Origin of the sequence: Huijunlia imazamoxiresistens, assembly GCF_037132455.1 — a bacterium.
Classification (GTDB): Bacteria; Bacteroidota; Bacteroidia; order Chitinophagales; family Chitinophagaceae; genus Flavisolibacter; species Flavisolibacter imazamoxiresistens.
Genome location: NZ_JBBBEI010000103.1, coordinates 1 through 800, shown reverse-complemented (window position 1 = coordinate 800; position 800 = coordinate 1). Strand labels below are relative to the sequence as shown.

1 protein-coding gene is annotated in these 800 nt (G+C 46.6%); it reads left to right on the top strand.

Translation table 11 applies throughout. The features are described 5' to 3' along the window. The first annotated feature begins 87 nt into the window (after window positions 1-87). Complete coding sequence (locus V9K67_RS27055) at window positions 88-525, top strand: hypothetical protein (RefSeq protein ID WP_336728256.1); 438 nt, start codon at window positions 88-90, stop codon at window positions 523-525. Window positions 526-800 lie beyond the last annotated feature (275 nt).

The following is an 800-nucleotide window of genomic DNA, read 5'->3' as shown; positions in this document are numbered from 1 at the left end:
TAAAACAACTTTGGGCCACAGTTTCGGGGCGACCGGTCACAGAATGCCGCCACAGACGCAAAGCCCCTGAACGTTAGGCGCAACCTTATGCAATTCTCATTACGCAGCAATTTTGACAGGATCAGCCACCATGATGCTCATGTGACAAACATTGCGACTCATAATGACCGCTTAGAGCTGTCATTTGATTGGGGTTACATTGAAAGCTTCGATAGCATAGGTAACATTGTAATAGGCGACAATACGTTGATTCTTAATGCTGTTACTGACCAACGCTTCTATAGGTGGGAAGATTCAGGTAGAGTAGAGATTCAAAAGCCAGTGATATTTGAGTCTCTAATATCGTTAGTTTCACAATGCACATTCGTAGAAACAGGAAGCGGTATAATTTTTACCCTTGGCGGACTCCTTGAACCACCGATTGATGACTATTACGTTGAATGGGAAATTTCTTGTAAGTCAGCTGAATTGAAATGGGACAAGTACATTACTCACGCTGAGTGGGAGAGCGGTGCTATACCGTGATTGGAGCGCCTAACATGCGGCTTTTCGCCATGGCGGGCTGAGGAATTAACTTCAGCTTTTGACCGCTGTTCGGCTATGGCTCTAGCTCGACGAACAAAGCCGGGCTTTTAGTTCTTATCTTCAGCAATAAAATAAATTTAGGCTGCAGTTCCGGGGCGACCGATCACAGAAAGCCGCCACGAGCGCAAAGCCCCTGAGCGTTATGGGCAAGGCAGCCAGTTATTAAAATAGTTGCCGGTTAGTTGTAGCGGCCAGCAATTTCAGAGCCCTGCCTC